Consider the following 9,975-nt stretch of genomic DNA (forward strand, 5'->3'; position numbering starts at 1 on the left):
GCCCGGATCAATCGCTGGATTTACAGTTCCGTTGTGTGCTACCAGATCCGCAACCTCATTGGAAATACTATTTAGATTGCCAAATCGCGCTAAAGTTTAACTATTACATCTAAAAAAGCTTTGACAATCATCGCACGATTTACAAGAGTTGACGAAAGTCGTGGGATCCCGCCGGGAGTCGGCATGATCTTTTTCGAAATTTCCGAAAATAAGGCAATACGCAAAATCATGATCCATCAGCACATTTTCGCTGCGCCCAAACCCGGCATGACGGAGAGCGATTTCCAGGACTACTGGATCAATCTTCATGCACCGCGCTATGCGATGAAGATACCTCAGATAGCGAAATACAGGCTGAACCTCCGTCTGTCATGCAGCGTCGATCCCGCTCCCATCTGGTCTGGATGCGCCGAGATCTGGCTGCGCAATGATGCGGAACAGATTGCGTCGATGCAGACGCCTGAGTTTTTGCAGGGTGCCAGGCTGGATGAGCCGAATTGGGCCGCCTTCTGGATGACCGCGGTTCTGGATTGCGAGACCGAAACCTTGCTTGACGGCACAGTGCCGGACGGCGCCGTCAAGCTGATCGTCATGTCCAAGCGCGATCTGGCGCACGACGTGACCGATTACAGGATTCTGCGCAGGGCGGATCTCAAGGAACATGCTGAGAGCGTCCCCGGCCTGCTGCGCGTCGACATGGCCTCTGCGCGGGACGGGCTCTACGCGGTTGGCGAAGCCCGCTTTGACGAGGTTGCGCATTTTTGGTTCGCATCGGTCGAAGCAGCAGAGCGCGCTTTCGCGGCGCCCGAGCGTGACGTGATGCTGCCAAGCACTGCCGCGAGGGGTCTCAACCCGGCTCAGGTCTTCCCGATGCTCGTGCAGCCACACTGGCTCATCGGACCGGAAGAAAGACCGTTGGCGGGGGCGGCCTGACTCCGTCGCCGCTGGACTAAGTGCAAAAGCGAAAACGTCGCGCATGTCCTCAACCCAGTGAATGGCAGCGCCGGCCATAGGAGAGCAGTACGTGGACAACGTGGATTTCATCATCGTTGGAGCGGGCGCGGCAGGCTGCGTTCTGGCCAACAGACTGGTCAGTCTTGGCGGTGCGAGGGTCGCGCTGATCGAGGCGGGTGGGCGCGACGATGCGCCGACGATCCACGCCACCGACATAGGCTCGATGACATCGATGTGGGGGCCGTGCGATCAGAACTGGGCGTTCCAGACTGTTCCCCAAGCCGGCATGGGCGGACGCCGTGTGGACATCGCGCAAGGGCGCGGACTGGGCGGTGGAACATCCATCAACGCAATGATGTATGTTCGCGGAAATCCGAAGGATTTCGATCGCTGGGCCCAAATGGGCGCGCGCGGTTGGGCGTATAAGGACGTCTTGCCCTATTTCATGCGTGGGGAAAGCTACGACGGCGGTGATGACGCCTATCGCGGGCGCTCGGGCGGCCTTCGGGTGATCGACATGGACAAGAAGTCCGCGGCGGCGGCGGCCTTCATGGCGGCGACACGCGACCTTGGACACTCTCGCGCGGAGGGCGATTTCAATGGCGCTCAGCACGAGGAAAATGCCTTCCTCTACCAATCCACTCGGCTGACCACGTCTGAGCGGTGCAGCACCGCCACGGCATTCCTCGATCCGCTGCGCAACGATCCGCGCTTGATCCTTGTCACCGACGCACAAGTCTCGCGCATTGTGATCGAGGGTGGCCGGGCGGTGGGCGTCGAGTATGTCACGGGCGGGCGCCGCGAGGAGATCCGAGCGTCGCGCGAGGTCATCTTGACGGCAGGCGCCTTCCTGTCACCACAGTTGCTGATGCTTTCAGGCATCGGGCCTGCCGATCATCTGCGTGCGCACGGCATCAACGTCGTGTCGGATCTGCCGGGCGTTGGTCAGAACCTGCACGATCATCTGCTTCTGCCCGTCTGCTATCGCGCTTCACTGGTGCTGGACGCGCCACAACTCTTGTCGGAGGCGGGGATATTTCTTTACACCGGCGTGTCCGACCGATCGACCAGTTCGCCTGATCTTCAGTTCTTCTTCGGACCCATACAGTTTGCCGATCCGCAATATGTCGACGGCGGGCCCGGCTTCACCTTGGTACCGATCCTTGCCCAGCCCCGCAGTCGTGGCACCGTGCGGCTGGCGTCGGCGGACCCGATGCAAAAGCCGGTGGTCGACCCGGCTTACCTCACCGATCCCCGCGATGTGGAGGTGTTGTTGCGCGGTCTGCGGATCGCCCGCGATCTGGCAGCGGACAAGGCATTTGACGGCATGCGCGACAAGGAACTTGCTCCGGGTTCGGACGCCACGAGCGAGGAGTCGCTGGTGGCCTATATCCGGGCTTCGGCGTCGACGGTGTGGCACCCGGTGGGCACCTGCCGCATGGGCGACCCGACAGACGCGACGACGGTGCTGGACTCAGCTTTGCGCGTGCGCGGCGTCTCGGGCCTGCGCGTGGCAGATGCATCGGCCATGCCGATGATCACTTCAGGCAACACCAATGCAGCCGCCATCATGATCGGCGACAAGGCGGCCGTCCACATACTCGCATGATCACCGCGACAAGTTTTCAAAAGGCTGGAATGACCATGAATACATTTGACTACATTATCGTTGGTGGCGGCACTGCCGGCTGCGTTCTTGCGAACCGGCTGACGGCCGACCCCTCAGTTTCCGTGCTCGTGATCGAGGCCGGCGGCGACGCGATCACCGACGCCGTCGAAAGCCCATCGCGCTGGAATGAGCTACTTCTGACTGACCTCGACTGGGCCTACATGGGCGTGCCTCAGCCTGGCCTGAACGGACGGCAGGTCTATTCCGCCTCGGGTCACGGCATCGGCGGCACATCGAATATCTATCACATGATCCACACCCGAGGCCGTCGCGAGGATTACGACAGTTGGGCCGCGCAAGGCGTGGAGGGCTGGTCCTACGATGACGTTCTTCCCTACCTGCAGCGCCTTGAAAACCAGCATGACGATACCAACCCGACCGGCGGAAAGGGCGGCCCGATCAACGTCACGAATGCGGGCGACCTCGGGAACCCGGTCTCGCGCGGCTTTATCGAGGCCTGCACCGAGTTGGGCTACCAGGAAGTTGCCGATTTCAACGTCGATAACGAAGGGGCCGGCTGGCACCATGTCGACGTCGTCGATGGCAAAAGGTCCGGCGTCTATGCCGGATACTTCGAGCCGATCCGGGAACGTCCGAACCTCACGGTCGTCTGCCGTGCCATGGCATCGCGTATCGTGCTGGACGGCAAGCGTGCGACCGGGGTCGAATATATCAAGGATGGCATTGCCGTGACGGCCTTGGCCGAACGGGAGGTTCTCGTCACGTCAGGGACGATCCAGACCCCCAAGCTCTTGATGCTCTCGGGGATAGGCCCCGAGGAGCATCTGTCGTCGCTGGGTATCGAGTTAAAGCACGCCCTTCCGGGTGTTGGCCAAAACCTGCAGGATCATCCGCTCGTGATCGGTCCGATCGGGTACCTGGCGGAACCCGCCGATCCGCCGCGTGGAAATGTCACCGAGGTGGCGCTGTTTTGCAAAAGCGACGAAAGCCAACCGGTTCCGGATCTCGAGATCTGTCTGGTGCACCGCGCACCATTTGGTCCGAAGTTTTTCGAAAGCGTGATCCAGCGCGTCCAGACGGGCCAGCCGGTCGGCAACGCCACCGAGCTTGTGGATCCGCATGTCGTGTTGATGCTGCCGGGTCTGGTGCGTCCGGTTTCGCGGGGCGCGATCACGCTCAAGGACGCGGATCCCGCATCCTACCCGAATGTGGATTGCAATTACTTCGGAGACGAGACCGATCTGGAGCGCACGGTCGACATGATCGAAATCTCGCGCAGGATCTTCGCCACCAAGACTTTTGCCGAGGGCTTTGGCCTCAACGAGCTTTCTCCGGGACCCGAAGTCACGACCCGCGACGCGCTGCGGTCATGGGTCATCGAGAACGTGGGTTCGTATTACCACTTCGTTGGAACATCGAAGATGGGAGCGGATCCGCTTTCAGTGGTTGATGCCCGGCTCAAGGTGCACGGGATCGAGGGTCTGCGGGTTTGCGATGCATCCGTGATGCCGACGATCGTATCGGCAAACACGCACACGACCACGGTCATGATCGCAGAGCGTGCGGCAGACTTCATCCTGGGACGCGGCTGATGGAAATTTGGTCCGGACGACGGGCAGAAGGGGGCACTTGCAATGTCAGAAATTGAACTCGGTCGTTTCTTCGAGGCGTGCGCAGGCTCCGAAACGATGATGGCCCGATACGAGGCCATGCCGCTTCCGGACCTGATCTTTGCCGCGCGGTGTTCAGGTTTCGACATCCGCGGCCAGGATTTCGGCAAGCTTGTTGGCGGCATGGAAGTCTGGCGCATCACTGTTGCCGACGGCGAGGATATCGCCGCGGCCAGTAAGCTTTGGCGCCACATGTGGGGGCGTTCGCACCTTGCTTATGTGGTGAAGGAACTTTGGGGCGGTATGGATCCCGAGGCACGCACAGCGCTTGTGACAGGGAACGGCAGCAATGGGTAATTCCGACGTCCTCCGGTTCCTGAGCGAACTCGGCCACAACCCTGCCCTTCTGGCAGAGTATGCCACGGCACAAAAAGAAACCGTGCTCGCTCTTGCCGCGCGGCAAGGCTACGGCTTTGACGAAGCCGAATTCAACGCGACGATTTGGGAAGCCGAAGCCGCCCTCGCGGCGCTGATCGGCGAGCCCTTCGATTTTTCATGCTCCCTGTGGGAAATCATGTGGGGCAAATCCTACCTCGAGTTTCTTGCCCTGACCGTCGCGCCCTTGGCTCTCGGTGCGAAACTTTCCGAGAAAGCCTAACCGGTGCGCACAAGCTCCCACATCTCAAGGCGGGCGGGCCGTTCCCGTGGGTCGAACAATCCCCCCGCTGCAAGGCGGCACCATCACCATGTCACCCCGCGGATCGCGGGCGGAACCAAGAGGATCACGCTGTGAAAAGCATTTCCAAGGAACGGGTCGGCGCTCTGTCTGATGGCGTCATCGCCATCGCGGTGACGATCCTTGTGCTTGAGCTGAAGGTCCCGGAGGATCATTCATTGTCGAGAGACGATGTGGAGCACTGGGTACTGCTATTTCTGGGATGGGTGGTGAGCTTCATCATGATTGCGGTCATGTGGCTCGAGAACCACCGCCAGCTTGTCCTTGCGTCGGTCTGGACCATGCCACTGATGATCGTGACCTTTGCGCAGCTTGGACTGATCTCGTTGATACCCTTTGGCTCCAACCTCATCATGGACCAGCCCGACAGCCTGGCATCTGCCATTACCTTCAACGTCATCATGTTCGCCAACGGGCTTTGCGCCGGGGCCGGGGGTCTGGTGCTTGCGCGCGACTTGCGCATGCAAGACGAACCGGAGGTTGCTGCCACATTGGTTCGGCGTTCGCTGCTTCAGGTGCTGGTTTATGCATCGATTGCTGTGATCGGCCTGCTCGGCGCCATATTGCATCACCCGTTCCTCGGCGTGATCCTTTGGTTGTCCATGCCTCTGGTCGCGTGGTTCTGGTTGAGCGGTGCAGAAAAATCCGCGTCGTCACGCGCCCATGGTCGCACAGCAAAGGGAAATTCCTGATGAAAACCAAAGCCAAAACATCCGGAGGCAATTCCTTCCGCAACCGCGCCACCCGACTGCTGCGAAATCCCCGGTTCGAGATGGGGCTCGGGATCGCCGTGTTCGTTATCGGAATGGCTGAGTTGATCGAAGAGACATTCGTCATCCTTTTCCCGTCACCCGATGTGCATCACGCGCTGCTGCTTTTCGGTGCGGTGACGGCTCTGCGCGGCCTCGTGGACGTGGTCGAAGGGATGGAACAGGTCGCCGAGGGCGAGCTGCATTCGGCACATTCCAAGAAGGACGGCTTGCCCGAAACCGAAGGCGAGATCTGATCTATGGGCGCGGGACCAAGACCGGTCCGCGCAAAGAAGGATGGCATGAACGCTAATTTCTCTGGGGGTTTTGACATTGCCGAAGCTGGAAACATTGGCCGACGCGGACCGGCTGTTTCGCGACTGGTGTGAGACGTGCTCCGGCAACCTCGATCAGCGCGCCATCATGGTGTTGCGCGACCTTCTCTTGCAAGGCGGCACGTCGGTGTCTGTGTCGGAACTCCGGATGGCCTTCGGTAACCCCGTCCGCCCAGAGGAAATCTCGCTCAAGGCGTTCCGAGACCGCGCCGTCGCTCTTTTTGGTGACGCTTCGCTGCGACGGGGTCATGCCTTTCACTACCTCGCCGATGGCGCAGACATGGTCGCAACTGATCTGCTGACACGGCGGCTTGCACTTCTTGGCGTCCCCGATGCCGAAACCTTGGTCTCTGAACTGGATCGCAATGGCGACACTGTCGTCGATCTCTCCGACATCGAGCATGTTTTTGGCACCGGAGGCGTCGTTCCATCCGGGTACCGTGCAACCAGCGTCGCGCCGCATCGCCTTGGGGCGGCCGTGTCGGCAGATGCGTCCGACATGCCCGCCGTGGCGCGCGCTGTGTCGGATAGGCCGCTTGCTTTGGGCAGGGATGCCCGCGCTGGTTTCCGCCCGATTTCTCCGCTGCAACTGCAGACCGGCTTTTTCAGGCTTCTGCAGGGTGCCGCCTATCGTAGCTTCCGCGACAACTACTCGGCCAATTCCGAAACCCATCTTCGCGCGCGCGACCTGCCGTATACGATCCGCGATTTCCGGGTGTTCGCCGAAGCTCTGGTCGAGTTGTACCTCGCACTCGGACTTGTCCAGGGCGACAAGGCACGCGCCGAATTCCAGCTGCTGGTCGACGACATCAACGCGGCATGTTCCGATCTCGACCATCGGATCACACATTGGCGCGACGTGACCCTCACCCCTCAGATGGCTGCCGCAGAGCGCGCGATCGCAGCTTTCCGCGCCGAAGAAATCGATGAGCGTCGCCATCTCGCGGAAGCTCTCGAAATGGCGCTGGTGATGCAACAGCATGGCATTCCCCCCGACGAGATGCGGACGGAACTGCTGACCCAGCATGAACTCAACCGCTTGCGGCATCTGGAACTCGCAACGGAGGACGGGCATCACCCCTCGGCCGGAGTGAACGGCGATACGGCAGCCTGGCTTGAAAGCTGGCAGCCCATCATCGTGGATGCCGACGGCCCGCGTCTTGACGGGTCGATCATGCCCGTCCGCTTCTGGTACGAGAGCTTCATGCCACGATTGCTGCGCTGCGCTTCGGTGCGACGTGACGCCGACGTAGACGCCCTTGAGGCGGAGGACGCCCTGTCGCTTGCCGCCTGGCACGCCGAAACGGCAGCGCGCGGCGAATTTGACAGGTATGCCACCGATATCCGCGATGGCTTTGCGCAATGCACTCCAAAGGTTCAGCAGGCCCTGAAACAAGCATGGCAGCTCACCGGTCCGTACCTCACGGGCGTTCAGAAACGGCGCGAGCGCGAGGAGTTCGGGCGCGAGACAGGTGCGCTCTCCCAGTATGTCGCGTTCATCGACAGCTACCTTGGTCGGGCGGATGTCGAGGCTGCCGACATGCGGCTGAGCTTCCCCTATTATATCGGCCCGGCGGTCTGGGCCTTCCTGCATTCCAGCGCGGAGTTGATCGAAGCGATGGCGCCAGCGCAAAAGTCGCAGGCGATCGCAGCTTTCAAGACCTTCTTCCGGGCCTTCGCAACAATGTACCCCTGCCCGTATTGCCGATATCACCTGAACCGTTTCGTTGTCCGCAATGGCGAGACCCAATTCTACCCGGTGGAATTCCTGCTTCTGGGCCAAAAGCCGGACAAGGCGATCTTCGACATTTCGCTCGATGACCGGCTCGACACGATTTCCGCCGATACGCCGGGATCTCTGCGGCTGTTCGTGTGGAAACTTCACAATGCGGTTTCGTCGTCGATCGCCCGCACCGAAGCATGGTACCATGCGATGTCGAACCCGCTTTACACGAGCCGCCACTGGCCAGATCTGTCAGAGGAACTCGCCCATGCCCGGGCACTCGGTCAAACCGAGATCTCGGTAGACCGGGTGGACGCGATCTTCGACGTCACGAAAGCCGCGGCGCATCTTGCAACTGTGCGCGACGAGATCCTTGAAGCTGTATCGGCAGGCGACAATGCGGCCTTGCCACAGCTCGTCGACCGCGCCGGGCCCCTCATCAGCACGTTGGAGGAGGCGATCACCACCTCGCAATACCTTCATCGCAGCTATCTTGTAGATGAGGCATCCGGATATGACGGCGAGCCGTTGAACCCCGCCAACGAAGATTTTGCGCGCGGCGGCCTGTTCATCGAACGGTGAACGGGCCGCCCACGGGAAGCCAAGGGGCAAAGCTGGCGCGCAGACCGGCACAGGCACAATCGCGGCGGCAATGTCGGTGTGACGATCTTGCCACCGCGGGAGGGTCTGAAGTCACGGTCAGTCGGACGATGTGCCTTGAGAAGATCTTTCCTGCCGAATGCCTTCCTGAGAAGCTGCCGCACGCAGGACCGCGTTGACCAGTTGCGCCCCTGAAACGGGCTTTTGCAAAACCGCGGCAAAGTCCCGGAGGCTGACCTCGTCCAAAGTATCCGTGCGGGCTGTCACCAGTACGACTGGTACCGGCGGGTTCAGGGTGGCCGCAAAGCGTGCCAGCGCCGCGCCATCCGTTCCCGGCATGTGCAGGTCGGTCACCAGCACTGACCAGTCCGAAGGCGCATCGGCGAGAACTTCCTTGACGAACTCCGGGTCGGTTTCGCAATAGACCTCCGCCCCCCCGGCCTCGAGCATCGATGCGAGGACCAGCGCGACATCTGGAAGATCATCAACCACGAGCGCCTGCAGCCCCTTCAAAAGCGTCGGGTCGATAGGGACCTTGAGATCAATACCCTGCGGCAACTTTGCCGCACGCGCGGCTTCGGCAACGGCAGGCTTGCTGGGCCATGCCACGGTCATGGTTGTCCCGGATCCCGGAAGCGTATCGACCCAAAGGGCCGCCCTGTTATCTTGCAGGATGCGGGCAACGATCGGCAGACCAAGACCGGTTCCCATCGATCCCTTGGTGGTGAAATTGCGTTGGAATATCCGCTCTCGCACATCTTCGGTGATGCCTGTCCCAGTGTCGGTGATCTTGAACAGCACGAACTCGGAGTTGTTCCGCATCAAGAACCCAGCATCGGGATGCCGCGCAGGCGCGTCGGTTTCCCGAGGCATGGCCGCAATCTCGACGGTCGCCGGATTATCCTTCGTGCCCGCATCGCAGGCGTTGATGACAAGGTTCACGATCACTTGCAGAATCTCGGTCGGATTGCACCAAATCGGCAAGACGTCCTCAGGCAGATGAACCCGCACATCGTGACGCTCGGCACGGGGCCGTCCGATGAGTTCAACGGCTGTCGGGATCAGTTTGCCAAGGTCCTCACCCGAACGTGGGATATCTGGGCGGACAAGCTCGTCCAGCCCCGATATCAGATCGCGCGACATATCGATGGCACGGCGCATCTGGTTCAGGCTTTCCGCGATTTCGGCATCACTTTCGCCCAAAGGCTCCAGCTTTTCGAGGTTCCACAAGACGAGGCCGATATGGTTGTTGAGGTCATGCGCGATGCCTCCTGCGACCTGAGCCACGGTCTCGCGCTGGTGGGCGCGCTGCAGATCCTCGCGCAGCTCGGCCTGGATGTCTTGGCTGCGAAGCCGCCGCTCCTGGTCCTCGGTCACATCAAAACTGACACCCGAAAGAATGCGGACCGACCCATCGGCATCCCACCCGCTCACGCCGGCAAAAACCTCCATCCAGCGCCATTGCCCCGGTGTGAGCTGACGCCGAAGCGTGATAGTTGAGCTACTCCCCAACTCTTGGACAGATTCCGAGGGTGATTTAAGCTACTGCCTGGACCTGCTGATCGGTTTGGGTTGCGTTGAAGTAGACCACGGCGGGCGGCTGTCCGCCATGGGCGGCATGGGGCCGCTGGTGGTTGT

10 protein-coding genes are annotated in these 9,975 nt (G+C 61.0%); 9 read left to right on the top strand and 1 reads right to left on the bottom strand.

Features of this window, described 5'->3' with window-relative positions; translation table 11 throughout:
- Positions 1 to 183 precede the first annotated feature (183 nt).
- The 8 genes from C7455_RS16525 (at position 184) to C7455_RS16560 (ending at position 8,319) form a co-directional block, all read left to right on the top strand.
- Positions 184 to 933, top strand: a complete 750-nt coding sequence (locus C7455_RS16525) for an EthD domain-containing protein (RefSeq protein ID WP_170119113.1) — start codon at positions 184 to 186, stop codon at positions 931 to 933.
- 91 nt (positions 934 to 1,024) lie between these two features.
- The gene (locus C7455_RS16530; protein WP_211315506.1) at positions 1,025 to 2,563 is read left to right on the top strand and encodes a GMC family oxidoreductase; all 1,539 of its coding nucleotides are present in this window, start codon (positions 1,025 to 1,027) and stop codon (positions 2,561 to 2,563) included.
- Complete coding sequence (locus C7455_RS16535) at positions 2,560 to 4,176, top strand: GMC family oxidoreductase (RefSeq protein WP_211315507.1); 1,617 nt, start codon at positions 2,560 to 2,562, stop codon at positions 4,174 to 4,176. Before C7455_RS16530 ends, C7455_RS16535 begins: the two co-directional genes overlap by 4 nt.
- A gap of 42 nt (positions 4,177 to 4,218) precedes the next feature.
- Positions 4,219 to 4,551, top strand: a complete 333-nt coding sequence (locus tag C7455_RS16540) for a hypothetical protein (RefSeq protein WP_109670105.1) — start codon at positions 4,219 to 4,221, stop codon at positions 4,549 to 4,551.
- Complete coding sequence (locus C7455_RS16545) at positions 4,544 to 4,852, top strand: Nif11-like leader peptide family natural product precursor (protein WP_109670107.1); 309 nt, start codon at positions 4,544 to 4,546, stop codon at positions 4,850 to 4,852. The genes C7455_RS16540 and C7455_RS16545 overlap by 8 nt, the downstream gene beginning before the upstream one ends.
- Before the next feature lie 131 nt (positions 4,853 to 4,983).
- A complete protein-coding gene (locus tag C7455_RS16550; RefSeq protein WP_170119114.1) occupies positions 4,984 to 5,622 on the top strand; it encodes a TMEM175 family protein in 639 nt (212 codons plus the stop codon).
- Entirely contained in the window at positions 5,622 to 5,936 is a 315-nt protein-coding gene (locus tag C7455_RS16555; RefSeq protein ID WP_109670111.1) for a hypothetical protein, read from the top strand. The genes C7455_RS16550 and C7455_RS16555 overlap by 1 nt, the downstream gene beginning before the upstream one ends.
- A gap of 76 nt (positions 5,937 to 6,012) precedes the next feature.
- Positions 6,013 to 8,319: an Erv1/Alr family FAD-linked sulfhydryl oxidase gene (locus C7455_RS16560; RefSeq protein WP_109670113.1), complete on the top strand. Its 2,307-nt coding sequence runs from the start codon at positions 6,013 to 6,015 to the stop codon at positions 8,317 to 8,319.
- Positions 8,320 to 8,436: 117 nt separating this feature from the next.
- Here C7455_RS16560 and C7455_RS20195 read toward each other — a convergent pair whose 3' ends face one another.
- Entirely contained in the window at positions 8,437 to 9,348 is a 912-nt protein-coding gene (locus tag C7455_RS20195; RefSeq protein ID WP_281269422.1) for a hybrid sensor histidine kinase/response regulator, read from the bottom strand.
- Here C7455_RS20195 and C7455_RS20200 point away from each other — a divergent pair.
- Complete coding sequence (locus tag C7455_RS20200; RefSeq protein ID WP_170119116.1) at positions 9,337 to 9,837, top strand: hypothetical protein; 501 nt, start codon at positions 9,337 to 9,339, stop codon at positions 9,835 to 9,837. The genes C7455_RS20195 and C7455_RS20200 overlap by 12 nt on opposite strands.
- The last annotated feature ends 138 nt before the right edge of the window (positions 9,838 to 9,975 follow it).

The organism is Roseicyclus mahoneyensis (assembly GCF_003148775.1).
GTDB lineage: Bacteria > Pseudomonadota > Alphaproteobacteria > Rhodobacterales > Rhodobacteraceae > Roseicyclus > Roseicyclus mahoneyensis.

Bases quoted from the DNA above. Each gene is read 5' to 3' on its own strand.
- C7455_RS16545 (WP_109670107.1), top strand. From the start codon at position 4,544: ATGGGTAATTCCGACGTCCTCCGGTTCCTGAGCGAACTCGGCCACAAC.
- C7455_RS20200 (WP_170119116.1), top strand. From the start codon at position 9,337: ATGAACCCGCACATCGTGACGCTCGGCACGGGGCCGTCCGATGAGTTC.
- C7455_RS16555 (WP_109670111.1), top strand. From the start codon at position 5,622: ATGAAAACCAAAGCCAAAACATCCGGAGGCAATTCCTTCCGCAACCGC.
- C7455_RS16525 (WP_170119113.1), top strand. From the start codon at position 184: ATGATCTTTTTCGAAATTTCCGAAAATAAGGCAATACGCAAAATCATG.
- C7455_RS16535 (WP_211315507.1), top strand. From the start codon at position 2,560: ATGATCACCGCGACAAGTTTTCAAAAGGCTGGAATGACCATGAATACA.
- C7455_RS16540 (WP_109670105.1), top strand. From the start codon at position 4,219: ATGTCAGAAATTGAACTCGGTCGTTTCTTCGAGGCGTGCGCAGGCTCC.